Source organism: Streptomyces sp. NPDC059454 (genome assembly GCF_042749965.1).
Taxonomy (GTDB): domain Bacteria; phylum Actinomycetota; class Actinomycetes; order Streptomycetales; family Streptomycetaceae; genus Streptomyces.
In genome coordinates this window covers 20559-45400 of record NZ_JBHYVC010000051.1, presented here as the reverse complement: position 1 = coordinate 45400, position 24842 = coordinate 20559, and the positions used below count along the sequence as shown (strand labels likewise).

Genomic DNA, 24842 nt, shown 5'->3' with positions numbered 1-24842 from the left:
ACCGAGCGATTTGAGACAATCGCATCCATGATCGAGGCGCGGCGGCTCCACATCCTCCGTGCGGTGGCGGACCACCGTACGGTCACGGCGGCGGCCGCCGCGCTGTATCTGACCCCTTCGGCCGTTTCCCAACAGCTCGCCGCCCTCGAACAGGAGACCGGCCACCGTCTCGTCGAGCGCGGCGCCAAGGGCGTACGGCTCACTCCGGCCGGCGAGATCCTGCTCGGCCACACCAACGCCGTCCTCGCCCAGCTGGAGCGGGCCGAGGCCGAACTGGCCGCCTACGGATCGGGGGAGGCCGGCACGGTCACGGTCGCCGCGTTCGCCACCGGGATCGCCGAGGTCGTCGCGCCCGCGGTGGCCCGCCTCGCCGGGTCGGCGCCCGGCATCCGCATCCGGGTCCAGGACGCCGAGGGCGACGCCAGCCTGCCGATGGTCCTGGACCGGCAGGTCGACGTCGCCGTGGCGGTCGAGTACCGCGGGGCGCCGTCCGCCGACGACCCGCGGCTGGCCCACGTACCGCTGTACGCCGAACCCTTCGACGCGGTCGTCCCGGTCACCCACCGCCTGGCCGACACCGCCGAGGTACCGCTCGCCGAGCTGGCCAAGGACCCGTGGATCGGTCCGTACCCCGGCAACCCGTGCCACGACGTGGTCGTGCTGGCCTGTGAGAGCGCCGGGTTCCAGCCCCGCATGGAGCACTCCTCGGACGACTTCCGCGCGGTGGTCGCCCTCGCCTCGGCGGACGTCGGCGTCGCCCTGGTGCCCCGCTCGGCCCTGCGTGGCATGGACCTCACGGGTGTGGTCGTCCGCCCGGTCGACGGGGTGGTCCCGACCCGTCGCGTCTTCGCCGCCGTGCGCCGCGGCGCCGAGGAACACCCGCTGATCCGCCCGGTCCTCGACGCCCTCCGCGCGGCGGCCGGGGAAGCGTAGGCCAAAGGGCGCGGGCCGGCGCGGGGGTCACACGGCCGACCAGCCGTCGTCCACCGGCAGGACCGCCCCGTTGATGTTGCTCGCCGCGTCCGAGGCGAGGAACAGGATGGCCGCGGCCTGTTCCTCGGGCCGGGCCAGGCGGCCGAGGTTGACGAAGTGGGGGCCGAGCGCGGCGGGGCCGTGGGCGGCCGGGTCGGCGTTCACGGCGATGCTGGTGGCGGTGCCGCCCGGGGCGATGGCGTTCGCGCGGATGCCCTGCTTGCGGTACATCACCGCGAGGTTCCTGGTCAGTCCCACGACGCCGTGCTTCGAGGCGGTGTAGGCGGCGCCCGCCGCGCTGCCGCGCAGGCCCGCCTCGGAGGCGGTGTTGACGATCGAGCCCCTGCCGGCCGCCAGCATGTGCGGCAGCACGGCGCGGGTGAGCAGGAAGGGCGCGGTCAGATTGACCCGCAGGACGCGCTCCCACTCCGTGTCGGTCACGTCCGCCAGAGCCGTCATCCCGTCCATGATCCCGGCGTTGTTCACCAGGACGTCCACGCCGCCGAAGCGCTCGACGGCGGTCCGCGTCACCCGGTCCACGACGGCCTGGTCGCCCAGGTCGCCGGTGACGGCGACCGCCGTGCCGCCGGCCTCCTCGATCGCCGCCACCGTCGACGCGGCGCCCGCCGCGTCGAGGTCCGCGACCAGGACCCGGGCGCCCTCGGCGGCGAAGGCCAGGGCGGTGGCACGGCCTATCCCCGCCCCGGCCCCGGTGACGATGACGCCGCGTCCGTCGAATGTGCCGGCCATGAAGCTCTCCTGTTCCTCGTGTGGGGCTCCGACCGCCCCGGGCGGCACCACCGTACGACTTAATGTCTCTGAGTGACATAAAATCGTGGGGGAAGATCTCCGAGAGCTCGATCACACGCTCACCGGAGCCGGAGGAACCGATGACCGCACCCCATGGCCGCACGGGACGACCGCCCCTGACCGAGGCGCGCAGGACCGAGATCCGCCGGGAGATCGCCCGCGCGGCCGTGGAACTGTTCGTCACCCGGGGCGTCGCGTCCACGACCGGCGAACACATCGGCCGGGCCGTCGGTGTGTCGGCGCGCACCGTGTGGCGCTACTTCCCGAGCAAGGAGAGCTGTGTGACACCGCTGTTCTCGGAAGGCATTGACACCGTCACCGCCCTCCTGCGGGAGTGGCCGTCCGGACAGCCCTTCGGTGAGGCCGTGGACCGGTGGCTGACGGCGGGGACCGGCATCGCCGGCGGGCCCGACCGGGGCACCGTCGGCGCCCTGGTCCGGCTCACCCGGACCGAGCCCGGACTGCGTGCCGTCTGGCTCCAGACCTACGACGAGGCCGAGCAGGCGTTCGCCCACGCCCTGGCCGAGCGGGCCGGACTGCCGGCCGACGACCTGGACGTGACGATCCGTGCGGCGATGTTCAACGCGGCCCTGCGCGCGGCCGTCGAGCACCACGCCTGGCACGGCGATCACGCGCGGGGCGAACGCGGAGCGGCCGAGGCCGGGCTGGAGGCGACCCTGCGCCGGGCGCTCGCCGTCGCCGCGGAGGGGATCGGGTAGGGCCGCAAAGCGGGGCGGCCGCTCCCCGTTATCCTGGCCGGATGACCGAGCACGCCACGTCGGACGGGCAGAGGCCCGCGAACCGGGGGCCGAGAGCCGCCGCCGGCAACCGGGCCGCTCTGGTCACCGCCGCCCGGGAGATCTACGCGGCGCACGGCCTGGACGCCCCGCTGTCCGCGATCGCGCGCCGGGCCGGCGTGGGGCAGGGCGTGCTGTACCGGCACTTTCCCGACCGGGACGCCGTCGCGGCGGCGGTCCTGGAGGAGAACGTGCGCCAGATCGAGCGGGCGGCCGCCGCCGAGGGCGCGACCCCGGGCGGAGTGCTGGGCGTGCTGACCTGGCATCTGGCGCAGTCGGCGGCCTTCATCGGCCTCCTCCACGCCGACGGGACGAGTGGCCGCTTTTCCGCCCACGCGTACGCCCGGGACCTGTCCGAGCGGGTCGAGCGCGCCCTGCGCGGGTGCCTTCCGGACGGCCACCGCCTGACGGACGACCTGATGTTGGCCGTCGCCATGGTCTCCGGAGCCGTCACCGGCCCCACGCCCGGGACACGTGAACACCGGGCACTGGCGGCCTGGCGGCTGCTGGGCGTCACGGTGGGACCGGTGCGGCCCTTCGAGGGCTGAGCGCTCAGCCGCCGTTGGACTGCCGTATGCCCTCCGCGAGCGCGTCGAAGGTGTACAGGTATCCGCCGGCGGGTCCGCTGACGGTCATGTACGCCTTGGTCCCGCCGGGGGCGATCGCCACGTTGGTCGCCGACTCGAGACCCTCGGCGCGGGCCGGCACCTCCACCGTCGCGAGGCGTTCGCCGTACCGGTCGTAGACGGCCATCGCGGGCCGGCCGTGCAGCCCCTGGTACAGGTTGCCGTCCGCGTCCACGGCGAGGGAGTCGGTCTGGGCGAGGCCGCCGTCGACGCGGACGGTCGTGTGCCGGCCGGTTGCCCCGGCCCGTGCGGCGACGGGGAGGTAGGAGATCCGGTTCTCCGTCAGCTCGCTGATCCACAGCCCGCGGTGGTCCACGTCGAACGAGATGCCGTTCGGCGCGGCGAGACCGTCGGCCAGGACGGTGACGTCCTCGCCGTCCCGGCCGATGCGCACCACACGTCCGCGCGCCTCTCCCTCGGACAGACCGAGGGAGTCGCTGACGTACAGGTCGCCGTCCCGGTCGAAGGCGATGTCGTCGGGCCGCATCCGGGCGCCGTCGACCTCGCCGGTGAAGAAGGTGCGCCGGTCGCTCCCGTCGGGGGCCAGGGAGACGATCTCGCCGTGGGCGAAGTCGGACAGGTAGAGCCGTCCGTCGTACGGGCTGAACTGGGCCGAGGTGTAGGCGCCCCGGCCGTCCGTGAAGACCTTCCGCGCCGTCCTCTTGCGGACATCGACGCGCAGCACCTTCGGTTCTCCGGCGGGCGCGGTGACGTCGACGACGGTCAGCTCGCCGTCCTCGCCGAACACCGGACCCTCCAGCAGGGTCATTCCCGTCTCCTCGTGGACCGTGGTCAGCCGCATGAGCTGGTGGGCGGTGATGGTCCGGCCCGCGGCGCCGCGGGCCGCCCCGTCGCCGGGAGCGTGCCGGTCGCTGCCGCATCCGGTCAGGGCCAGTGCGCCGAGCGCGGCCAGCACGGCAAGGGATCGGTTCCGGAGTCGTCGCATGGGGGTCACTTCTTCCTGTCCGAAGGTCGACGTGCCCCCGAACCCTAACCGGACAACGCTGTCCGGTTGTTGCTACGGTGCGTCAAGGCCGTTCGTTCCCACGGCAGTTCGCGGCCGTCCGGCCATGACAGCAGACGGAGAGAAGCGAGGTCCCCCCACATGACGTCCCCTCACACACAGGCCCCCGACGAGCTCGCCGCGCTGCGGCGGCGCTACCGCCGCGAGCGCGAGCGGCGCGTACGGCCCGACGGCCTCCGCCAGTACCTCGGCGCCGACGCGGAGTTCGGCTTCTACGCCGCCGACCCGTACGCGGGCGAGCCGGCCGGGCGCGAGCCGCTGTGCGACACCGTCGACGTCGCCGTCGTCGGCGGTGGTTTCGGCGGCATCCTCGCCGGGGCGCGGCTGCGGCAGCGGGGCGTGGCACGCGTCCGGATCCTCGACAAGGGCGGCGACTTCGGCGGCACCTGGTACTGGAACCGGTACCCGGGCATCCACTGCGACATCGAGTCCCACGTGTACCTGCCGATGCTGGACGAGACCGGATACGTACCGGAGTGGAAGTACTCCCCGGGCGAGGAGATCCGGCAGCACGCGATGCGGATCGCGCGGCAGTACGACCTGTACGCGGACGCCCTGTTCTCCACCACCGTCACCGCGCTGACCTGGGAGGAGAGCTCCCGCACCTGGATCGTGGACACCGACCGCGGCGACAGGTTCCGGGCGACGTACGTCGTCACCAGCACCGGCACCATGAGCGAGCCCAAACTGCCCGGGATACCCGGCATCCAGGACTTCGAGGGGCACACCTTCCACACGTCCCGCTGGGACTACGCCTACACCGGCGGCACCCCGGAAGGCGGCCTGATCGGGCTCGCGGACAAGCGCGTGGGCGTCGTCGGCACCGGCGCCACCGGCGTGCAGGTCATCCCGATGCTGGCCGAGGACGCCGGGCACGTCCACGTCTTCCAGCGCACCCCCTCCACGGTGGACGTGCGCGCCAACCGCCGCACCACGGCCGGGGACGTCGGCGCGGACCGCGAGGGCTGGGCCCGCGCGCGCCGGGAGAACTTCCTGCGCGTCGTCTCGGGCGAGACGTTCGACGAGGATCTCGTGGCGGACGGCTGGACGTCGTCGGCGGGCCTGCTGGAGAAGCTGCTGCCGAGCTTTCGCCGCCCCGCCGACCGGGAGGCCTTCGAGACCGCCTACGAGATCGCCGACGCGGCGAAGATGAACGAGGTGCGGGCCCGCGTCGCCCGGGCGGTCACCGACCCGTCGACGGCGGAGACGCTCACGCCCTGGTACCGGTACGCCTGCAAGCGCCCCACCTTCTCCGACACGTACTACGCGGCCTTCAACCGGAGCAACGTCACCCTGGTCGACACCGCGGACACCCACGGCATCGAACGCGTCACCGAGGACGGCGTCGTGGTGGGCGGCACCGCGTACGCGCTCGACTGCCTGATCTTCGCCACCGGGTTCGCCGTCGGCGTCTCCGGCGTCCACTCCGGCAAGCTGCCCGTCCGCGGCCGGGGCGGAACCCGGTTGCTCGACGCGTGGGCCCGCGACGGCATCCGCACCCTGCACGGCTTCACCGCCCACGGCTTCCCGAACCTGATCCAGATGGGTTCCCTGCAGAACGCCAGCAGCGTCAACTTCACGCACGTCCTGGACGAACAGGCCGTGCACGCCGCCGCCCTGGTGGCGGCGGCCGAAGCCAAGGGCGCCCTCGTCGAACCGTCCCGCGAGGCGGAGGACGCCTGGCTCGCCGCCATGGCCGAAGGCGCCCCCGACCACGAGTGGTTCCACGCCGAGTGCACCCCCGGCTACTACAACCGCGAAGGGCTCGGCCGCCCGGGCGGCCCGACGGCCTATCCGCACGGCGCCCACGCCTTCCACGAACTCCTGCGCCGCTGGCGGGAGGAGTCCATGGACGAGGTGCTCGCCTGAGGCCGGCCCTTCCCGAACGCACGGGCGCGGACGGCCGATCGGGGGAAATCGTGCCACTCGGGCGGAGAACGGCCGCCGCCCCGGCGGTCACCCGAACGGCCATCCGGTGTAGCCCTCGGCGAGATACGCGCGGCCGGCGTCCGACTCGACGACCGAGCGCAGCTCGCCGATCTGGCGCATGCGGTCGAAGTCGCTCGCCCCGGGCTGCAGATGCAGCAGGCTCGTCATCCACCAGGAGAAGTGCTGCGCCTTCCAGATGCGCTTTCGGGCGGTGTCGGGGAAGGCGTCGAACAGGGACTCGTCCCCGTCGAGCAGCAGCGCCCGCAGCGCCTCGGTGAGCACGACGACGTCGGCGACGGCGAGGTTCATGCCCTTGGCGCCGGTGGGCGGCACGGTGTGCGCAGCGTCGCCGACGAGCACGACCCGGCCCCGGCGCATCTCGTGCGCGACGAAGCTGCGGAAACGGAGTACGTCCCGCTGGAAGACGCGGCCCTCGTTGAGGGTGGTGCCGGGGACACGGGACCGCAGGATCTCCCACAGCTGCTCCTCGGAGTACGCCCCGGTGTCGGTCGTCGGGTCGCACTGGAAGTACATGCGCTGCACACCGGGGCTGCGCCGGCTGATCAGCGCGAAGCCGTTCGGCGAGTTGCTGTAGATCAGCTCCTCGGCGCTGGGCGGCGCCTCGCACAGGATGCCGAACCAGGCGAACGGGTACTCCCGGAAGTAGCCGCCGTACGTGCCCGTGACGGCTTCGCGGGCCACGCTGCGGGAGCCGTCCGCGCCGATGACGACGTCGGCCTCGATCTCCACGGTGCTGCCCTCGGCGTCCTTGGCCACGACGCGGGGCCGGTCCGTCTCCGCGTCCTCCACGCGCTCGGCGGTCATTTGGAAGCGGAGGTCCTGGCCGGCGGCGAGGCGCGCGGCGACCAGGTCCTTCAGCACCTCGTGCTGCGGATAGAGCCACACGGCCCGGCCGACGGACGCGGCGAAGTCGATCCGGTGGCCCTCGCCGTCGAAGCGCAGCTCTATGCCCTCGTGCTTCTGCCCGGCCGTGAGAACCCGGTCGGAGGCTCCCGTCTCGCCGAGGACCTCGACGGTGCCCTGCTCCAGGATGCCGGCCCGGATGGTGGTCTCGATCTCCTCGCGGCTGCGGGAGTCGATGACGACCGACTCGATGCCGTGGCGGCCGAGCAGATGGGACAGCAGCAGACCGGCGGGGCCTGCTCCGATCACGGCGACTCGGGTGCGTACGGGCATGTCGTCTCCTTCGACGGCCGACGGGGTGACAGGGAGTCTGGCGCCGGTCCGCCCCTGTTGACGACGATCCTTCCCATTGAACGGGAACCGGATCTCCACGACCCGCGGCCGGGCCGGCGGCTACGGGCGGCGCGCGCCGAGCGCCGCCGAGATGCCCGCGGCGGCGGAGCGCAGCACCTCGGCCACGGGGCCGGTCGGCGTGGAGCGGGGGAGGACGACCGACAGCGCGGCGATCACCCGCCCACGTCCCTCGCGCACCGGCACGGCGACGCCCGTGGAGACGGCCTCGACCGTCCCCGGAGCCACGACGGCGCCGTCACGCCGGATGCCGGCCAGGACGCGGCGCAGCAGCGCCGGGTCGGTCACGGTCTCCGGCGACACCGCCTCGAGCGGCTCGGCGAGGACCCGCTCCCGCAGCTCCTCCGGACCGTGGGCGAGCAGGACCAGCCCCGACGACGAGGCGTGCAGGGGCAGCCGCCCGGCGATCCGGGTGATGTTCGCGCCCGCCTGCGGATGGGACAGACGCTCCACGAAGAGGGTTTCGCCGTTCTCCAGCACCGCGAGCTGGGTGTGCTCCCGGACCCGGGCCTGCACCCGCTCCATGAACGGCAGTGCCGCCTGCCGCAGGCGCAGGGCGTGGGAGCCGCGCAGCGCCAGCTCCCACAGCCGCATGCCCAGCCGCACCCGCTGCTCCTCGTCCCGTTCCAGCAGCCCGCACTCCACGAGATCGGCCACCATCCGGTGCGCCGTGGACGACGGCAGCCTCGCGCGCCGCCCGATCTCCGCCGCCGTCTGCACGGTCCGGTCGGTGTCGAACGTCTCGAGGACGCGGACGATCCGCTCGGTGACCGTTTCCCCGGACCGTGAGTTCGCCATCGTCCGTCCTTCCCCGCCCTTCGACGGCGTGCGGGCGGCCGGCCTGCCGCCATGTCGAGTATCGGGGCGATGCCCCCTCGCACAGAGCCCCGGAGACGGACTTCACGCCGCCGTGCGCGGTGCGCCCGCCGTCGGCGGGGATGCCGGCGCCGGTGCCGGAGGACGCCTCGTCCGGGCGCGGGAGCGCGACGAGCGGGGCGGTCCCGCCGTCCGCCCGTGGCCCGTGCCTCCCGCCCGTGTCTCCCGCCCGGCCTCCCGTCGGACAGGAGCCGGCCGGAGGCAATTTTGCATGACGTGCATCTTTGCATAGCATGCAAGGTATGTCGGAGAAGGGCGCCGCGCAGGGCGGGCTGCGGGAGCGGAAGAAGCGGGCGACGCGTGCCGCTCTCGCCGAGGCCGCCGTGCGGCTGGCCGCCGAACACGGTGCGGAGAAGGTCACCGTCGAGGCGATCAGCGCGGCGGCCGGGGTGTCCGTGCGGACCTTCTTCAACTACTTCGACACCCGCGACGACGCCTTCGTCGTGGTCGACGCGGACGCGGGCGCGCGGATGCGGCGGGCCGTACTCGACGCGCCGGCCGCGCTCTCCCCGCTCCAGGCCCTGCGCGAGGCCATGGCGGCGGAACTCGCCGAGGCGGAGCAGCAGCACGAGCTGTGGCGGCTGCACGCCCGGGTGCTGCACGCCTCGCCGCACCTGCTGGTCCGCACGCTCGGCGCGCACATGGCGGACGAGACCGAACTGGCCGAGGCCATCGCCGCGCGCATCCGCGCCGGCGGGCCGACGGCATCCGCGTCCCCGCCCGCCCCCGCGACCGACGAGGAACGGCGCGGTGCGCTCGACCTCTACCCGCGGCTGCTGGCCGCGGTGGCGGGCACCGCGGTGCGCACCAGTGTGGAGCACTGGTGCGCCCGGCAGGAGGAAGCCGCCTTCCTCGACGTCTTCCAGGAGGTGTTCGCCCTCCTCGCCGCCGGTCTTCCGGCACCTCCCGCGTAAGTCCTCATATCGGCCGCCCGGCCTCCCGCCGCGGCCGCCGCACCCGCTGTCCGTTCCGCGCCCACGAGCGTGCCGGCACCCGTCGGCGCCCGTCCCGCGCGCGTGACCGTCCGACCACCGTCCGAAAGAGATCCCGTGAGCTCACCCCCGGCGCCCGCCGACGCGCCTCCCGCCTCCATGACCCAACGGCAGATACTCCAGGCCATGTCGGGCCTGATGGCCGGCATGTTCGTCGCCATCCTGGCGGGCACCGTCGTCTCCAACGCGCTGCCGACGATCATCGCCGACCTGGGCGCCAGCCAGTCCTCCTACACCTGGGTCGTCACCGCCGAACTGCTGGCCATGACCGCGACGGTGCCCCTGTGGGGCAAGCTGTCCGACCTGTTCAACAAGAAGCTGCTGCTCCAGCTCTCCCTGCTGATGTTCGTGGTCGGTTCGCTGCTGGCGGGCTTCTCCCACGACACGACGCTGCTGATCTTCAGCCGGGTCGTGCAGGGCATCGGCGCGGGTGGTCTGACCGCGCTCGCGCAGGTCGTCATGGCCGCCGTCATCCCGCCCCGGGAACTGGGCAAGTACTCGGGCATCTTCGGTGCCGTGTTCGCCGTCGGCACCGTGGCCGGACCGCTGATCGGCGGTGTCCTGGTGGACACCGACTGGCTGGGCTGGCGCTGGTGCTTCTTCATCGGAGTGCCGTTCGCCCTGCTGGCCATCGCCCTGTTGCAGCGCACGCTGAAGCTGCCCACCGTCAAGCGCCAGGTGAAGATCGACTGGCTCGGCGCCTTCCTGATCGTCGCCGGTGTCTGCGCGCTGCTCATCTGGGTCTCGCTGGCCGGCAACCAGTTCGACTGGGCGTCGTGGCAGACCGCCGCACTCGTGATCGGCGGCGTGCTGCTGCTGGCCCTGGCGGTCCTCGTCGAGGCCCGTACCGACGAGCCGGTCATCCCGCTCGACATCTTCAAGAACCGCACGGTCACCCTGACCACGGTGGCCAGCCTCCTGGTCGGTGTCGCCATGTTCGGCGGGACCGTCTTCCTCTCGCAGTACTTCCAGGTCTCCCTGGGCAAGTCGCCGACCGTCGCCGGTCTGATGAGCCTGCCGATGATCCTGGGTCTGCTGGTGTCGTCCACCGTCGCCGGGCAGCTGATCAGCCGGACCGGCAAGTGGAAGAGGTACCTGGTGGCGGGCGCGGTCATCATGACCGTCGGCCTCGCGCTGCTCTCCCTGATCGACGCGGACACGCACTTCGGACTGCTCAGCCTGTACATGGCCGTCCTCGGCGTCGGAGTCGGCATGCTGATGCAGAACCTGGTGCTCGCCGCGCAGAACGACGTCCCCGCGGCCGAGCTGGGCGCCGCGACCTCGGTGCTGTCCTTCTTCCGCAGCATGGGCGGCACGATCGGCACCAGCGTCCTCGGCGCGATCCTCGCCAACCGGGTCGCCGACGAGATGGCCAAGGGGCTGGAGAAGGCGGGCGCCGCCGGAGGAGCCGAGGGCGGCTCGGGCGGCGGGCACAGCGTCCCGGACATGAGCACGCTGCCCGCCCCGATGCGGGAGATCGTGGAGCACGCCTACGGTGTCGCCACCGCCGACCTGTTCCTCATCGCCACCCCGTTCGCGCTGCTCGCCCTGGTCGCCGTCGTGTTCCTGAAGGAGAAGCCGCTGAAGACCACCAGCGGTCTGGAACGCCTCGCCGAGGAGTCCGCCACCGCGGACACCCCGCCGGGCAAGGACCGGGTGACCCCGGTCGCCTGAGCCGCGACCCGGCCGACGGGACCCGTGGAAACGGACGGGGCCGCCCACCGCACGACGGTGGGCGGCCCCGTCCGTCGTCGTGCGGGAGACGGGCCGGCCGGGTGATCACCCGTCGGGCGGGGGCCTCGGCCCGCCTGGGTGATCACCGGTGGCGGGGCCCAACCTCCGCTCATAGCTTCGGCTCATGAACAAACGACATGTCGCCCTTCTCGTCTGTACCGCCGCCGTCGTGGCCGCGGGGCTGGGCGCCGCCCCGTCGGTCCACCATCCGACCGTGCACCGGGTACAGCCCGGCCAGTCGATCCAGAAGGCCGTGGACGCCGCGAAGCCGGGGGACACCGTCCTCCTCGCGCCCGGCACCTACAAGCAGAGCGTCGGCATCAAGGTGCCGGACCTGACCCTGCGCGGCCACGGCGCCGGCCGCACCGTACTGATGCCCGCCGCGGACGCCGGCAAGAGCAAGAACGCCTGCGCGAAGGCCGGCAACGGCATCTGCGTCACCGGCACCGACAGGAGTCCCCTCGGGGACGTCACCGTACGGTCGCTGACGGTGCGGGGTTTCGCCGAGAACGGGCTGTGGGCCACCGGCACCGACGGGCTGAGGGTCATGCACGTGAAGGCGGAGAAGAACGGCCGGTGGGGCATCGCCGAGGAACGCTCCGTGCACAGCGTGCTCAGCCACAACCTCGTCCGGCAGAACGGCGACGCCGGGCTGTTCGTGGCCAACACCGTCGACACCGAGGAAGGCGCCCGGGACGCGGAGAGGACCGTGATCCGTGACAACCGGATGGCCGGCAACCGGATCGGCGTCACCGTGCGCCGGCTGCGGAACCTGACCGTCGACCGCAACGAGGTCACCGGCAACTGCGCCGCCGTCTTCGTGGTGGGCGACGAGTCCGAGCCGCGCGCCGGCGCCCTGCGCGTGACGCGCAACCACGTCCACGCCAACAACGAGTACTGCCCCAAGACGCCCCGGCTGCCCTTCCTGCAGGGCTCGGGCATCGTCCTCACCGGCGCCGAGGAGACGCTGGTCGCCTACAACCGGGTCGAGAACAACAGGGGCACCTCCCCGCTGTCCGGCGGCATCGTGCTCTTCAAGAGCCTCGTCAACGCCCCCAGCGAGCGCAACGAGATCCGCGACAACCTGGTGACCGGCAACAGCCCGGCCGACCTGGCCGACCGGGACACCGCCGAGAACAACACGTTCAGCCGCAACACCTGCACGCTCTCCGAACCCGCGGGCATGTGCTGACCGCTCCGCCCCCACCCACTGCACGACAGCAGAAGCGAGGCAACGGATGACCACCGTCGATCCGGCTCCCCCGCCGCCCATGCGGCTGCGGGAGCTCGTCTTCGGGGCGGCGTGCGCCGCCGCCGTACGCGCGGCCGTCCGCCTGGGCGTGGCGGACGCGCTGGACGGCACCCCCATGACCGTCGACGACCTGGCGACGGCGGTGAAGACCCAGCCGCACACCCTGCGGCGGCTGCTGCGCGCCCTGTCCTGCCAGGGCGTCTTCGCCGAGAACCCCGACGGCACCTTCGAGCACACCGGGATGTCACGGCTGCTGCGCGAGGACGACCCGCACAGCCTGCGGTACATCGCCCTGTGGTGCACCGAGCCGTGGACCTGGAACGTCTGGCCGCTGCTCGACGAGGCGGTGCGCTCGGGCGGCAACGTCTTCGAGGACGTGTACGACCAGGAGTTCTTCACCTACCTCAACGAGTCCGCCCCCGAGTCCGCCCACGTGTTCAACCGGGCCATGACGACGTCCAGCGAGCAGTCCGCACGCGACGTGGCCCGGTTGCTCGACCTGGACGACGCCTCCTCCGTCGTGGACATCGGGGGCGGCCAGGGGCACGTCCTGGCCGGCCTCCTGGAGAAGCACCCCCATCTGCACGGCACCCTGCTCGACCTGCCGGGCGTCGTGGAGAACGCCGACCCGCGGCTGCGCGAGGGCGGCTCGCTCGCCGGCCGGGTCGAGGTCGTGGCCCGGGACTGCCGCGAGGGCGTCCTCGTCCGGGCGGACGTGTACATCATCAAGAACGTCCTGGAGTGGGACGACGACAGCACCCGCCGGGTGCTCGCAGGCGTCCGCGCGGCGGCACGGCCCGGAGCCCGGGTCGTCGTCATCGAGAACCTCGTCGACGACACCCCGTCGATGCGGTTCACCACCGCCATGGACCTGCTGCTGCTCCTCAACGTCGGCGGTGCCAAACACACCCGGCGGAGCATGGTCGACCGGCTGACCGACGCGGGACTCGTCATCGGTGACATCAACCCGGTCAACGCCTATCTCCACGCCTTCGAGTGCACCGTCCCCGGCTGACCGGAGGCGTGCCGACAACCCCGAGGCCGCCGGCTCCGCGACTGACGCGGGACCGGCGGCCTCGGGGTTGTCCGCGGCCGTCCGCTCAGGAACCGGCGCTCCGCTCCCAGCGGTAGAAGCACTGCGCCATGGCGTCCTTGGGGCTGCGCCACGTGGCCGGGTCGTACGGGCTGACGTACGCCTCCAGCCGCTCGCTGATGCTGCGGAACTCGGGGTGTCCGGCGACCTTCGCGATCGCGGGTGCCGGGTCCTGCTCGGCCTCGATGAGGTGCAGGTACACGTCGTCGCCGAACTGGAAGAGGCTGCGCCGGCTGACACCGACCAGACGGGGGAGTTCACCCCGGTCGGAGTCGGCGAACACGCCGGCGATGTCCGGAGCCGAACCGGGCTTCATCCGGGCGACGATGAGGGCGTGGTGCATCGGGTTTCCTTCCGTGGGCCGGTGTTCAGCGCGAGGACGCGACGGACGTGCTCTCGCTGTCGCGGGCGACCTGCTCGATCCGGTCCCGGATGAGGGCCAGCTGCGTACGGGAGTTGCGGTTGATGTTGTCCGTCATCCAGTCGTCGTCGACCGGGGCGTCGGGCTTCATCGCGAAGTCCTGCGTCCAGCGCATCTGCACACCGCCCGGCAGCTCCGCGTACTCCCACACGATGTCCATGTGGGCGAACGGGCCCGTCTCGACACGGCGGGCGCGGACGATCCGCTTCTCCCGGTCCGGGGTGCGCTCCGACACCCAGCTCCACACCTTGCCGTTCTCGTCCGGGTGCATGGTGAGCCGGAACGTCGTCGTGGCGCCCTCACGGGAGAGGACCTCCACGGACGCGTACTCGCTGAACAGCCGCGGCCAGTTCTCCAGGTCGTTGGTCATCTCCCACACGAGGTCGAAGGGAGCGTCGATGGTGATGCTGTTCTCGGTGTGTCCGGCCACTTTCAGGCTCCAGCCGTGAGGGTGCTGTTGACGAGGTTCAGGAACTCCCGGGGCGTCCGGCAGCGCTCCGAGTCGGGGGGAAGCGACGTGCCGTACCGGTTCTCCAGCTCGCCGACGATGCCGAGCAGGCCGAGCGAGTCGAGGCCGAAGACGTCGAAGGGGGATTCCGCCGACCGCTTCAGTTCCTGGGGGTCGACGGTGATGCCGGCCGCCTGCTTCATCAGCGTGGCCAGCTCGTCGAAGGTCACTTCGGAGGTGATCATGGGTGACTTCTCCTTCCCCGCCCGGACCTACCGGGCGGAATCGTCACCGCGGCGCACGACCAGCGCCGCGTTGGAGCCCATCAGTCCCCTGCTGAGGACCAGGGCGGTGCGCAGCTCGGCGGGGCGAGCGCGCGACATCACCAGGTCGAGGTCGTGGCAGATGTCGAACACGTTGGGCGTCGGGGGCACCGAGCCGTGCTCCATGGCGAGCACCGCGGCCACCGTGTCCAGCACGGGCGCCGCGCAGTAGGCGCGCCCGATGCCCGTCTTGGGCGCCGTGACCGGGACGCGGGTGCCGTGTGCGCCCAGGGCGTCGGCGATCGCCAGCGCCTCGGCGCGGTCCGCCTCGGGGACGCCCAGGGCGTCGGCGAACACGACGTCGATCTCCTCCGGCGCGCAGCCCGCCTCGTCGAGGGCGCCGCGGATCGCGCGGGCCAGGCCCTCCCGGGACTCCGCCCAGCGGGAGGCCCCGGTGAACGTGGCGGCGTGGCCGGCCACGGTGGCCCGTACGGGCACTCCGCGCATCCGGGCCCGCTCCTCGTCCTCGACGACGAGCAGCGCTCCGCCCTCGGCGGGCACGAAGCCGCACGCCTTCTCGGTGAACGGACGGTAGGCACGGTCGGGGTCGTCGACGGTGCTGAGCTCGGGGTAGCCGAGCTGGCAGACCATCGAGTACGGGGCCAGCGGTGCCTCCGCGGCCCCCACGACCATGACGTCGGTGCCGCGTCGCACGGCCCGGGCCGCGTGCGCGAGGGAGTCCAGACCGCCCGCCTCGTCGCTCGCCACCACCCCGCACGGCCCCTTGAGGCCGCTGCGGATGGAGATCTGGCCGGTGCTCGCGGCGTAGAACCAGGCGATGGACTGGTAAGGGCCGACGAACTTGGAGCCCTTCCCCCACAGTTTCTGCAGCTCGCGCTGGCCGAACTCGCCGCCGCCCGATCCGGCGGCGGTGACCACGCCGATGGAGAACGGCTCCGCGGGGTCACCGCCGAGTCCGGCGTCGTCGAGGGCGAGAGCGGCGGCGGCCATCGCGAAGTGGCTGAACCGGTCGGTCTGCACCAGGAACCGGTCCTCGATGAGGTCCGCCGGGTCGAAGGCCCGGACCTCGCCCGCCACCCGCAGCGGCAGATGGTCACAGCCCTCGCGGCTGATCAGATCCAGCACGCCGAGGCCTTCGCGGACGGACTTCCAGTAGGCGTCGGTCCGCAGTCCGTTGGGCGCGATCACACCGATGCCGGTGACGGCCGCGCGCCCGGGGCGCCGATTGCTCATCGTGTCCTCCCACCCGGCCCGGACAGCAGCACCGCGGACTGGAAGCCGCCGAATCCGCTGCCGACGGAGAGCACATGGTTCAGCTTCCGCGGGCGGGCGGTGCGCGGCACGTAGTCCAGGTCGCACTCGGGGTCGGGGGTCTCGTAGTTCGCCGTGGGCGGCACCACCTGGTGCTTCAGCGCGAGGACGCAGGCGACCACCTCGATCGCGCCGATCGCGCCCAGCGAGTGCCCCACCATCGACTTGATGGAGCTCATGGGCGTCTCGTGGGCGTGCGCGCCCAGGGACCGCTTCACGGCGGCCGTCTCGTGCCGGTCGTTCTGCCGGGTGCCGGAGCCGTGCGCGTTGACGTAGTCGATCAGCGTGGGGTCGATACGGGCCTGGCCGAGCGTGGTGTCGATCGCTCGGGCCATCTCCAGCCCCTCACCGGTCAGACCGGTCATGTGGTAGGCGTTGCCGTAGGTGGCGTAGCCGCTGATCTCGCAGAGGATCTCCGCGCCGCGGGCCCGCGCGTGCTCGTACTCCTCGAGGACGAGCACGGCCGCGCCCTCGCCCATCACGAAGCCGTCGCGATGGGCGTCGAAGGGCCGGGAGGCGTGCTCGGGGTCGTCGTTGTTGGGCGACGTCGCCTTGATGGCGTCGAAGCAGGCCATCGTGATCGGTGAGATCGGCGAGTCGGACGCCCCCGCGAAGCAGACGTCGGCCCGGCCCTCGGCGATGGTGTGGAAGGCGTAGCCGACCGCGTCGAGCCCGGAGGTGCAGCCGGTGGAGACGGTCTGCACCGGGCCGCGGGCGTTGAACCGCTCGGCGACGACCGAGGCGAGCGTGCTCGGCGAGAAGGCCAGGTGCAGCTTCGGTTCCGCCTGCCGGTGGTCCACGTCCCAGCGCCGGCCGCCCTCGCTGACCCGCACGTAGTCGCTTTCCAGCCGGGTGGTGCCGCCGACCGCGCTGCCCAGCGAGACCGCGGTGCGCCAGGGGTCCGTGGCCTCGGTGTCGAGTCCGGAGTCGCGCACGGCCTCGGCGGCGGCGACCACGGCGAACTGGATGTAGCGGTCCGCGTGTTGGCACAGATCCGCGTCCAGGCCGTGCTCGAACGGGTCGAAGTCGCATTCGGCGGCTATGCGCGAGCGCAGGCCCGCCGGATCGAACAGGGAGATGCCGCGGGTCGCGGTGCGGCCGGCTGCCAGAAGATCCCAGAACGCCGTCGCTCCGATGCCGCCGGGAGCGACCACACCTATACCGGTGACGGCCACCCGGCGGGTCATTTTATGGCCTCGCTCGGCTCGGCCGGCCGGCCGTGCTCGGGACCGCCGACCTTCAACTGCGGCCCGGTGACGGCGCTCTCGGTCTCCTCGGTGTCGACGTGGCCGAGGCTCGGATGCGGGGCGAGCGGGCCCAGGTGGAACACCATGCGGGCCTCCTGGTCACTGACGTTGCGGAAACGGTGCCGCATGTCGATCGGGATCATCAGTCCCTGCTCGGCGCGGAGCGCGAACGGCTCGCCGTCCAGGTCCACTTCGAGCGCGCCGCTGACCACGTACACGAACTCCTCGGAGTACGGGTGGTAGTGCTCGCCGATGCGCTCTCCGGGCTTGATGATCGCCAGGCCCATGAAGCCGCTGGTGGAGCCCACGGTGGCCGGGGTGAGCAGGGTCCTGAGGTCACCTCCGCGCCGTCGGTTGGGTTCCGTCTCGCTCAGGTCCACGATGCGTGGATGCTGCTTGGACATGGTTGTTACCTCCGGGTGTACCGGTGACGTCCGGACGGGCACGGCCGCGGACGTCACCGCGGTCGACCTTCAGGAATGTGCGGAGCTGCGGTCGGTGACCGGCATCATGTCGGCGTGCGCCAGGAGCCGGTTGAGGTTGCGCTCCGAGTCCAGGGAGCCCTCGACGCCGATCGCGGCGCCGTCCAGGAGACGCTCCAGCTCGGCCGCCCTGCCCGGCGCCTTGACGCCGAGGGCGGCGGCGGGGTCGAGATCGAGTTCGCCGGTGACGTCGATCATGCGGACCACGACGTCGTCGCGCTGGAAGACGGTGCTCGCGTACACCGGGCTGTCCGGGTCGTTCGCCGCGGCCTCGTCCTGGTGGGCGAGGAACCGGGCCAGCTCCAGGCCGCGGTCCGCCAGGGCCGGGTAGTACAGCATGTGCCGCCGCAGGCGGGCGGGTTCCGGGCGACCGGTCATCACGTGCTGCATGGCGGGGAGCGCCGCCCGGGTGAAGAACACCCGCGCGGAGTCGGAGTCGGACAGATCCCGGTCCTGCTCCAGGTAGGGGTTGATGGCCTCTTCCACCGCCTGGACCTCGGGCTGGCTGGCCACGTGGCACAGGGTGGCCAGCAGGTCGCCCTCCACCTCCACGGCCCGCACGACGCGGTTGCCGTGCATGAAGAGCGAGGTGCGGTGCAGTCGCGTGACGCCGTTGATCCGTGCCTCGGGCGCGTCGTAGTTGGCCAGGATGTCCACGACCTTGGACTCGGAGCCCGGCTTGACGGTGAAGGTGAGGGCGTGGCGGGTCACCCCGGCGCCCACGCGGGCCGCCTTCTGGAGGCCCGCCTTCGCGGCCTCGGGAGTGAGCGGCTGGTCCGGATGGGTCTCCCGCAGGACGCTGTAGCGCATCGACCGGGTGTCCCGGACGCAGCTGTGCATCGGCCGGACGATCTGGATGTGCTCCTCGCTGTTCACCCACGCGAGGAACGGCAGGGCGCTCTCCCACTCGCTGGTGATGAGCCACTGCGAGGGGTTCTCGATCGACTGGCACAGCTGGTCGCTGATGTGACCGGGAACGGACGCGACCTTGTTGCGCATGTGCTCGTACGCGGCGAGGAACTGCTCCTGAGCCCCCTCGTACAGGTCGAGGAGCAGGATCACCCGCAGCCTCGAGCCGTCGAACGCCGACTGCGAAATGCCTGCCGACATGGTCATCCGGCGCACCTCTCCTCTTCTTCGGAAGGTCAGGCGACGACCGCCGTGTCCGAAGAGCCGGGGCCGCCATGAGTCGATCGTTGACGCGACCTTCCGGTGTGCGCGAGCGACACGGGGCAGGCGGGTGAACCGCGTGTCATCCGGGTGCCGCCGGGACGCGGACCGGTCCGCACCGGGCATGAAAGGTGCGTCCTGTTCCACAGCCCCTCGTGGGCGACGCTGGAGGCGTTTCAATGAATCGATCGGATACGGCCGGCCGGGCGGATCACCGCACGCCGGTCCTCATCGTCGGCGGCTCCCTGGTGGGCCTGTCCATGTCCCTGTTCCTGGGGCGCCTCGGTGTGCCGCACACGCTCGTCGAACGCCACGCGGGCACGTCGATCCACCCGCGCGGGCGGGGGAACAACGTACGCACCATGGAGCTGTTCCGGACGGCCGGGCTCGAGCAGCGCATCGGCCGGGCCGCGTCGGTCCTGGCGGACAACCACGGCATCTGGCAGACCCCGAGCCTGGCGGGCGACGAGGGCGAGTGGCTGCTCCAGGAGATCGACCCCGGCGGCGGGCTCGCCCGCTTCAGCCCCAGCGGGTGGTGCCTGTGCAGCCAGAACGACCTGGAACCGGTGCTCCTCGAGGGAGCCCGTGAACTCGGCGGGGACCTGCGCTTCGGGACGGAGATGCTGTCCTTCGAGCAGGACGCGGAGGGTGTGACGGTGCTGGTCAAGAGCCGGGAGACCGGCGAGCACACCAGGATCCGGGCGGACTACCTCGTCGCCGCGGACGGCCCGCGCAGCCCCGTCCGTGAGTCGCTGGGCATCGGGCAGAACGGCCCGGGCGACCTGTTCCACAACGTGAGCCTCACGTTCACCTCCCGCGGTCTCGCCGGTGTCGTCGGGGACCGGCGGTTCATCGTCTGCTACCTGACCAACCCGGACGCCGACGGAGCCCTGCTGCCGGTCGACAACCGGGATCACTGGGTGTTCCACGCCCCCTGGCACCCCGAACACGGCGAGACCCTCGAGGAGTTCACCGACGAGCGGTGCGTCGCCCACATCCGGAAGGCCGTCGGCGTGCCGGACCTCGACGTGGAGATCACCGGCCGGGCCGCCTGGCACGCCGCCGAGCGGGTCGCCGAACGGTACGCCGACGGCCGGGTGTTCCTGGCCGGCGACTCCGCCCACGAGATGTCGCCCACCGGGGCGTTCGGCTCCAACACCGGCATCCAGGACGCCCACAACCTCGCCTGGAAGCTGGCCGCCGTGCTCGGCGGCTGGGCCGAGCCCGGCCTGCTGGAGTCCTACGACGCCGAACGCCGGCCCGTCGCGGAGGCGACCAGCTCCCGTGCCTCCTCCCGTTCGAGCGAGCACAGTCACCCCGGGTACACGCCCGCCCCCGGCGCCCCCGCCCTCGGTGGTCCTGGTGGTCCCGGTCCTGGTGGTCCCGGTGGTCCTGGTGGTCCCGGAGCGGGTGGTCCCGGTGGTCCTGGTGGTCCCGGAGCGGGTGGTCCCGGTGGTCCTGGTGGTCCCGGAGCGGGCGGTCCCGGTGGCCCCGGTGGTCCCGGGATGAAGCCGGGCGGCATCCTCAATGTGGCGCTCTGCTACCGCTATCCGCGCGGCGCGGTCCTGGGCGCCGACCCGGCGGCGCCGGTCATCCCCGACGGGGTGATGCTGACCGGCGAGCCCGGCAGTCGCGCCCCGCACGTGTGGCTGGACCGCTCCGGCACCCGGATCTCCACGCTCGACCTGTACGAGAGGTCGTGCGTGCTGCTGAGTTCCGCGAGCGGCGCCTGCGACTGGCACACCGCGGCGGCAAAGGCCGCGAAGGACCTGTCCGTACCGCTCGACGCGTACCGGGTGGGCGAAGGACCCGACGCGGAACTGACACCCGAGGACGGTGCCGACTGGGCCCGGGCGCACGGGATCACCGCGGACGGCGCGGTACTGGTCCGCCCCGACGGCTTCGTCGCCTGGCGCTCCGAAGGGCCCGTGCCGGACCCGGCGGCGGTGCTGCGGGAGGCCGTCACCACCGTCCTGGCGCGGAGCTGACGGGGGAGCGGCGGCCGGCGGGCGTCACGCTCCGCCGACGCCGCCCTGCCGTCCCCGTTCCGCCTTGGCCTGGTGCTGCTCGAACCGCTGGATCGCGGGCCCGTCGGCGTTCCACGGCCAGGGCGTGACCATGCCCTGCAGTGCCTCGAACACGTGATGCGCGTCGACGGCACGCCCGGCCGCGCACAACGCGTACGCCAGTACGTTCAGATCGGCCTGCGCCGCCGCGTGCTGGAGGAAGCCCGGTTTCGCCCACAGCGCCGCCGCCTGTTCCAGCGCGGCGGCGATCTGCCCGCCCTCCCACAGCTGCCCGGCCGTCATGGCCCGTACCCCGCCCTGCGCCAGCAGCCCCTGGTACTGCCGCACGGTCGCGGTCAATTCGACCGCGGCACACGGCGCGTTGGCCGGGATACGGGTGCGCACCACGTCGACGAAGTCGAGGACGGCCGCGCTGGACCCCCCTTCCTCCGGCGACAGATAGGCGAGCATCTGCAGATACGCCTCACGGTGCCAGCGGTCGCGCCCGGTGGCCTCCCGCCAGATGGCGTTGACGTCGTTCTGGCCGTAGCGCTCGATCCGGGACACACCGAGCAGGACCACCCACGGCAGCGGGTCCTCCGGTCTTCGTTCGGCGGCCTGGTGGCACTGGGAGATCAACTGCCCGGCGTCCTCCAGGTGTCCGTCCCGCAGACCGCGCACCAGCCCGGTCCAGGAGTGGAACAGCAGGGCGTCCGCGCTCTGCGGCTCCCGGCCCAGCCACGCCGCCGCGATCCCCGCGTCGGCCGTCGCCTCGGCCAGTACGGACACCCGGTGACCGCGGCGGTCCCAGTCGTCCCCCGTCTCCTCCAGCAAGGAGGACACGAGGGTCACGTCCGCGGCCCTGCCGCCCCCGTTCCGCTTGCTCAACCGCCCCAGCACGCGCGCCAGCCCGGCGTCGTCGAGGGCGGGCACGATACGGGGGCGTTTACCGGTGCGACTGCTGAAGAGGGCCATGCCGGAAGACTAGGAACTCCACGTGTTCCGGCAACCCGGACGGAATGATCGTTACCGATCTGCCCCTTACCGCCGGTACAGCGGGCAGACCGGGGCGGGGCGGGGCATCTCGCCGGCCCCGCCCCGCCGCTGCGTCCGTTCCGCTTGCCGGCTTCCGGATCAGGCCGCCGGGGCCGGGTACGTCGGGTACTCCACCCCGGAAACGTACTGGACGACCCGGACGACCTGACAGGAGTAGCCGAACTCGTTGTCGTACCAGAGGTAGAGGATCGCGTTGTCGCCCTCGACCTTCAGCGCGCCGGCGTCGACGATCGAGGCGTGGCGCGAGCCGATGAAGTCGCTGGAGACCGCGTCGGGGGCGCTGATGAAGTCGATCTGGCGCTTGAGCGGCGAGGTCAGCGACACGTTGCGCAGGTGGTCCAGGACCTCCTGACGGTCGGTCACGCGGCCCAGCCGGAGGTTGAGGATCGCGATCGAGACGTCCGGCACGGGGACCCGGATCGAGCTGCCGGTGATGGTCGCGTCGAGGTCGGGCAGCGCCTTGGCGACGGCCGAGGCGGCGCCCGTCTCGGTGATCACCATGTTCAGCGGCGCCGACCGGCCGCGGCGCTCCGACTTGTGGTAATTGTCCAGTAGATTCTGGTCGTTGGTGAACGAGTGGACCGTCTCCACGTGCCCGCGCAGCACCCCGTACTCGTCCGCCATCGCCTTCAGCGGCGGCACGATCGCGTTGGTGGTGCAGGACGCGCAGGACAGGATCCGCTCGTCCGGCTTGAGGGTGTCGTGGTTGACGCCGTGCACGATGTTGGGCACGTCGCCCTTGCCGGGCGCGGTCAGCACCACCTTGTCGATGCCGGGACGCAGGTGCAGCGAGAGCCCCTCGCGGTCGCGCCACTTGCCGGTGTTGTCGATGAGGATGGCGTTCTTGATGCCGTACGCCGTGTAGTCGATCTCCGTCGGGTCGCCCGCGTAGATCACCTTGATGGTGTTGCCGTTGGCGGTGATCGTGCTGTTCGCCTCGTCGACGGTGATGGTGCCCTGGAACTGGCCGTGCACGGAGTCGCGGCGCAGCAGCGAGGCCCGCTTGACGATGTCCTGCTCACCGCCCCGGCGGACCACGATCGCGCGCAGGCGCAGGCCGTTGCCGGACCCCGACTTCTCGATGAGCAGCCGGGCCAGGAGACGGCCGATGCGGCCGAAGCCGTAGAGGACGACGTCGCGCGGCTCGCGGCGGTCGATCTTGTTCACGCCGGTGGCGCCGGCGACGGCCTCGGCGGTGAACTCCTCGACGGACATGCCCCGGTCGTCGGTGCGGTGGGCCTCGGCGAGCAGGCCGATGTCGATCTGGGACGGGCCGAGGTCGAGCGTGGTGAGCGCCTGCAGGAAGGGCAGCGTCTCGGTGACCGAGAGCTCCTCGCCGGCGATCTGCCGGGCGAAGCGGTGGGTCTTGAGGATGCTGACCACCGACTTGTTCACCAAGGAGCGGCTGTGCAGCAGGACGGTCACGTCCCGCTCCCGGTGCAGCTTCCCGATGATCGGGATCATCGACTCCGCGATCTCCTCGCGGTGCTTCCAGTGGGTGAACGAGTCTTCGTTGACAGTCACAGGATCATCTTTCGAGCTAGAGGGTGCTCATATGATAGCCATGCGGGCTGCCGGGTCCCGAAGGGGTGCAAGAAGGCCGGTGGGCACACCGGAACGCAGGGTTGCGCGACATGCGAACGGGTACGCGTGCAGCACTGTGCCCGGGCCGGATCCTGTCCCGGGCGGGCCCTACGACCGCCGCTACCAGGGAATCTGCCATGGAGACACCCGCGCACGAGAACAACGCCCCCACGCCCGCGCAGCGGGCCCTGGACGCACTGTCGGAGAACACCGCGGACACGATGGCGCTGGACGCCCTCGCGAACAGCGACGTACTGATCCCGGTGCCGGACGACGCGGGCGACGAGGATGCCACCGGCCCCGGCGCGGTCGCCCTTCCGGTGCTGGAGCAACCGGGCGGCACGCAGGTGGTACCCGTGTTCACGTCCGAACTGGAGATGGCCGGGCTGCTGCCGTTCGTCTCCCGCTACCGGCTCGTCCCGCTCGGCGCGCTCGCCGCCCAGTGGCCGGCCGAGGAACTGTCGCTCACCATCGACGGCAGCTCCGAGCACCGTCTGACGCTCACCTCGGAGGGAGTGCGTACGCTGCTGGCCCGCCCGTGAGCCGGCCGGGCCGCACTGCCGGCCCGGCGTGCCGACCGGGGCCGCGCGCTACTCGCCCAGTGTGCGGGCCAGGGCCGCGCGCTGCACCGGCAGCGCCTCGGCGTGCAGCTCGCGGCCCTTCGGCGTGAGCTGGACATACACGCCGCGCCGGTCCTCCAGGCACATGCTGCGCTCCACCAGGCCGTCCTTCTCCAGGCGGGCGATGAGGCGGGACAGCGCGCTCTGACTGAGGTGGACCCGGCCCACCAGGTTCTGCACCCGGCACTGCTCGCCGCCCGGGGGCGGGGTGGCCGCGAGCAGATCGAGCACCTCGAAGTCGGAGGCGCCCAGACCGTACGGGTGCAGCGCCCGGTCGATCTCGCCCAGGGTGCGCGCGTGGACCGCGAGGATGTCACGCCACCGTTCCTCGAGCCGCGCGTCGGCCGTCTTCGCTGCCATACTCGAACGGTAACACTCGTTCGATATTCAATGAACGCGCGGTGACATCCCCTCGCGCCCTCCGTGGCAGGTCAGACGGGCGCGTCCTGGAACAGGCCGACGGGATTGCCGTCCGGGTCCTGCACGGACGCGATCAGCGTGCCCCCGCCGACGTCCTGCACGTCCTGCAGGGGCTTCGCACCCGCCTCCACCAGCTCGGCGAGCGTCCGCCTGATGTCGGTCACGGTCCAGTAGGGAACCGGTCCGGTCATGCCCTTGGCGTGACCGTGCGGGTCGAGGCCGATCTCGTGCGTGCCGGTCCGGAAACCGGCGTAGTACGGCTCGTCCGCGTACGGTTCCACCCCGAGCAGGGCCCGGAACAGCGCCTTCGCCGGGCCGAGATCCTGCACGGGGTAGACGATCGTCTTCAGGCCGTGGGTCATGACGTACTCCTCCTCGAAACGGACCCGGCGCCCTCGGGTGCGCCGGTCCTC

Annotated in this window: 25 protein-coding genes; 10 read left to right on the top strand and 15 right to left on the bottom strand. The window is 72.1% G+C overall.

The window, feature by feature from the left end; translation table 11 throughout:
- Nucleotides 1-27 precede the first annotated feature (27 nt).
- Nucleotides 28-933, top strand: coding sequence for a LysR family transcriptional regulator (locus ACFXAE_RS27445; protein ID WP_384719525.1), 906 nt, complete (start codon nt 28-30; stop codon nt 931-933).
- 27 nt (nt 934-960) lie between these two features.
- On the opposite strand, the gene ACFXAE_RS27440 is transcribed toward ACFXAE_RS27445, so the two are convergent.
- Nucleotides 961-1722 carry an SDR family NAD(P)-dependent oxidoreductase gene (locus ACFXAE_RS27440; RefSeq protein WP_384719523.1) on the bottom strand — a complete coding sequence of 254 codons (762 nt, stop codon included), beginning with the start codon at nt 1720-1722 and terminating at the stop codon, nt 961-963.
- A 140-nt stretch (nt 1723-1862) separates the two neighbouring features.
- Here ACFXAE_RS27440 and ACFXAE_RS27435 point away from each other — a divergent pair, with 140 nt between their 5' ends.
- Together ACFXAE_RS27435 and ACFXAE_RS27430 are read left to right on the top strand one after the other, a co-directional pair.
- Nucleotides 1863-2501: a TetR/AcrR family transcriptional regulator gene (locus tag ACFXAE_RS27435; protein WP_384719521.1), complete on the top strand. Its 639-nt coding sequence runs from the start codon at nt 1863-1865 to the stop codon at nt 2499-2501.
- 41 nt (nt 2502-2542) lie between these two features.
- The gene (locus tag ACFXAE_RS27430; RefSeq protein ID WP_384719519.1) at nt 2543-3127 is read left to right on the top strand and encodes a TetR/AcrR family transcriptional regulator; all 585 of its coding nucleotides are present in this window, start codon (nt 2543-2545) and stop codon (nt 3125-3127) included.
- A gap of 4 nt (nt 3128-3131) precedes the next feature.
- On the opposite strand, the gene ACFXAE_RS27425 is transcribed toward ACFXAE_RS27430, so the two are convergent.
- Nucleotides 3132-4151 (bottom strand): SMP-30/gluconolactonase/LRE family protein, encoded by a 1020-nt coding sequence (locus tag ACFXAE_RS27425; protein WP_384719517.1) that lies wholly within the window; start codon nt 4149-4151, stop codon nt 3132-3134.
- A 159-nt stretch (nt 4152-4310) separates the two neighbouring features.
- Between ACFXAE_RS27425 and ACFXAE_RS27420 the strand changes: the two genes are divergently transcribed.
- Nucleotides 4311-6098, top strand: coding sequence for a flavin-containing monooxygenase (locus ACFXAE_RS27420; protein ID WP_384719515.1), 1788 nt, complete (start codon nt 4311-4313; stop codon nt 6096-6098).
- An 87-nt stretch (nt 6099-6185) separates the two neighbouring features.
- Here ACFXAE_RS27420 and ACFXAE_RS27415 read toward each other — a convergent pair whose 3' ends face one another.
- Together ACFXAE_RS27415 and ACFXAE_RS27410 are read right to left on the bottom strand one after the other, a co-directional pair.
- Nucleotides 6186-7355, bottom strand: coding sequence for a 4-hydroxybenzoate 3-monooxygenase (locus ACFXAE_RS27415; RefSeq protein ID WP_384719513.1), 1170 nt, complete (start codon nt 7353-7355; stop codon nt 6186-6188).
- Between the two features lie 120 nt (nt 7356-7475).
- Nucleotides 7476-8231 carry an IclR family transcriptional regulator gene (locus tag ACFXAE_RS27410; protein WP_384719511.1) on the bottom strand — a complete coding sequence of 252 codons (756 nt, stop codon included), beginning with the start codon at nt 8229-8231 and terminating at the stop codon, nt 7476-7478.
- A gap of 311 nt (nt 8232-8542) precedes the next feature.
- On the opposite strand from ACFXAE_RS27410, the gene ACFXAE_RS27405 reads away from it, so the two are divergent.
- The 4 genes from ACFXAE_RS27405 (at nt 8543) to ACFXAE_RS27390 (ending at nt 13302) form a co-directional block, all read left to right on the top strand.
- The gene (locus ACFXAE_RS27405) at nt 8543-9223 is read left to right on the top strand and encodes a TetR family transcriptional regulator (RefSeq protein ID WP_384719509.1); all 681 of its coding nucleotides are present in this window, start codon (nt 8543-8545) and stop codon (nt 9221-9223) included.
- A gap of 177 nt (nt 9224-9400) precedes the next feature.
- Complete coding sequence (locus ACFXAE_RS27400) at nt 9401-10975, top strand: MDR family MFS transporter (RefSeq protein WP_384719544.1); 1575 nt, start codon at nt 9401-9403, stop codon at nt 10973-10975.
- A gap of 184 nt (nt 10976-11159) precedes the next feature.
- Nucleotides 11160-12227 carry a nitrous oxide reductase family maturation protein NosD gene (locus ACFXAE_RS27395; RefSeq protein WP_384719507.1) on the top strand — a complete coding sequence of 356 codons (1068 nt, stop codon included), beginning with the start codon at nt 11160-11162 and terminating at the stop codon, nt 12225-12227.
- A gap of 46 nt (nt 12228-12273) precedes the next feature.
- Nucleotides 12274-13302 carry a methyltransferase gene (locus ACFXAE_RS27390; protein ID WP_384719505.1) on the top strand — a complete coding sequence of 343 codons (1029 nt, stop codon included), beginning with the start codon at nt 12274-12276 and terminating at the stop codon, nt 13300-13302.
- An 85-nt stretch (nt 13303-13387) separates the two neighbouring features.
- On the opposite strand, the gene ACFXAE_RS27385 is transcribed toward ACFXAE_RS27390, so the two are convergent.
- The 7 genes from ACFXAE_RS27385 to ACFXAE_RS27355 all read right to left on the bottom strand — a co-directional run bounded on the left by ACFXAE_RS27385 (nt 13388) and on the right by ACFXAE_RS27355 (nt 18689).
- A complete protein-coding gene (locus ACFXAE_RS27385) occupies nt 13388-13723 on the bottom strand; it encodes a TcmI family type II polyketide cyclase (RefSeq protein ID WP_384719503.1) in 336 nt (111 codons plus the stop codon).
- Nucleotides 13724-13748: 25 nt separating this feature from the next.
- Nucleotides 13749-14231: an SRPBCC family protein gene (locus ACFXAE_RS27380; RefSeq protein ID WP_384719501.1), complete on the bottom strand. Its 483-nt coding sequence runs from the start codon at nt 14229-14231 to the stop codon at nt 13749-13751.
- Nucleotides 14232-14233: 2 nt separating this feature from the next.
- Entirely contained in the window at nt 14234-14494 is a 261-nt protein-coding gene (locus ACFXAE_RS27375; RefSeq protein WP_384719499.1) for an acyl carrier protein, read from the bottom strand.
- A 27-nt stretch (nt 14495-14521) separates the two neighbouring features.
- Entirely contained in the window at nt 14522-15766 is a 1245-nt protein-coding gene (locus ACFXAE_RS27370; protein ID WP_384719497.1) for a ketosynthase chain-length factor, read from the bottom strand.
- Nucleotides 15763-17031 (bottom strand): beta-ketoacyl-[acyl-carrier-protein] synthase family protein, encoded by a 1269-nt coding sequence (locus tag ACFXAE_RS27365; protein WP_384719495.1) that lies wholly within the window; start codon nt 17029-17031, stop codon nt 15763-15765. Before ACFXAE_RS27365 ends, ACFXAE_RS27370 begins: the two co-directional genes overlap by 4 nt.
- Nucleotides 17028-17495 carry a cupin domain-containing protein gene (locus ACFXAE_RS27360; RefSeq protein ID WP_384719493.1) on the bottom strand — a complete coding sequence of 156 codons (468 nt, stop codon included), beginning with the start codon at nt 17493-17495 and terminating at the stop codon, nt 17028-17030. The genes ACFXAE_RS27365 and ACFXAE_RS27360 overlap by 4 nt, the downstream gene beginning before the upstream one ends.
- 69 nt (nt 17496-17564) lie before the next feature.
- Complete coding sequence (locus tag ACFXAE_RS27355; protein ID WP_384719491.1) at nt 17565-18689, bottom strand: SchA/CurD-like domain-containing protein; 1125 nt, start codon at nt 18687-18689, stop codon at nt 17565-17567.
- A gap of 233 nt (nt 18690-18922) precedes the next feature.
- Here ACFXAE_RS27355 and ACFXAE_RS27350 point away from each other — a divergent pair, with 233 nt between their 5' ends.
- Nucleotides 18923-20731 carry an FAD-dependent oxidoreductase gene (locus tag ACFXAE_RS27350; RefSeq protein WP_384719489.1) on the top strand — a complete coding sequence of 603 codons (1809 nt, stop codon included), beginning with the start codon at nt 18923-18925 and terminating at the stop codon, nt 20729-20731.
- 24 nt (nt 20732-20755) lie between these two features.
- Here the strand turns inward: ACFXAE_RS27350 and ACFXAE_RS27345 are convergent, their stop codons facing one another.
- Both ACFXAE_RS27345 and ACFXAE_RS27340 read right to left on the bottom strand, forming a co-directional pair.
- Nucleotides 20756-21724, bottom strand: a complete 969-nt coding sequence (locus ACFXAE_RS27345; RefSeq protein WP_384719487.1) for a hypothetical protein — start codon at nt 21722-21724, stop codon at nt 20756-20758.
- 159 nt (nt 21725-21883) lie between these two features.
- A complete protein-coding gene (locus ACFXAE_RS27340; protein ID WP_384719485.1) occupies nt 21884-23329 on the bottom strand; it encodes a glyceraldehyde-3-phosphate dehydrogenase in 1446 nt (481 codons plus the stop codon).
- A gap of 197 nt (nt 23330-23526) precedes the next feature.
- Here ACFXAE_RS27340 and ACFXAE_RS27335 point away from each other — a divergent pair, with 197 nt between their 5' ends.
- The gene (locus ACFXAE_RS27335; RefSeq protein WP_384719483.1) at nt 23527-23931 is read left to right on the top strand and encodes an SseB family protein; all 405 of its coding nucleotides are present in this window, start codon (nt 23527-23529) and stop codon (nt 23929-23931) included.
- Between the two features lie 48 nt (nt 23932-23979).
- Here the strand turns inward: ACFXAE_RS27335 and ACFXAE_RS27330 are convergent, their stop codons facing one another.
- A complete protein-coding gene (locus ACFXAE_RS27330) occupies nt 23980-24369 on the bottom strand; it encodes a MarR family winged helix-turn-helix transcriptional regulator (protein ID WP_384719481.1) in 390 nt (129 codons plus the stop codon).
- A gap of 71 nt (nt 24370-24440) precedes the next feature.
- Nucleotides 24441-24791 (bottom strand): VOC family protein, encoded by a 351-nt coding sequence (locus ACFXAE_RS27325; RefSeq protein WP_384719479.1) that lies wholly within the window; start codon nt 24789-24791, stop codon nt 24441-24443.
- Nucleotides 24792-24842 lie beyond the last annotated feature (51 nt).